This is a genomic window from Pseudoflavonifractor sp. 60, assembly GCF_009911645.1.
GTDB lineage: Bacteria > Bacillota > Clostridia > Oscillospirales > Oscillospiraceae > Lawsonibacter.
On the sequence record NZ_QWKI01000034.1, the window covers coordinates 1 to 253 of the forward strand.

The window sequence follows — 253 nt, forward strand, 5'->3', positions numbered from 1 at the left end:
CTTAATCAGTGGGTCCCGGGTTCGAATCCCTGAAGGCGCACCATATGGCCCGTTGGTCAAGCGGTTAAGACGGCGGCTTCTCACGCCGCAAACATGGGTTCGATTCCCGTACGGGTCACCAGTTTAAAACTTTATATCGGTTTTAGTCACTTCGGTGATTAAAATAGTAGGTGCTGATTAGGGCGAGGGTCCACCCGTTCCCATTCCGAACACGGAAGTTAAGCTCGCTTCTGCCGAAAATACTTGTCTGGAG

Annotated in this window: 1 tRNA gene and 1 rRNA gene; both read left to right on the forward strand. The window is 51.4% G+C overall.

From position 1 onward, the window contains the following. Nucleotides 1-46 precede the first annotated feature (46 nt). Nucleotides 47-121, forward strand: a tRNA-Glu gene (locus tag D1646_RS04105). Between the two features lie 45 nt (nt 122-166). Then, a 5S ribosomal RNA gene (gene rrf / locus D1646_RS04110) occupies nt 167-253 on the forward strand; the annotation flags it as partial.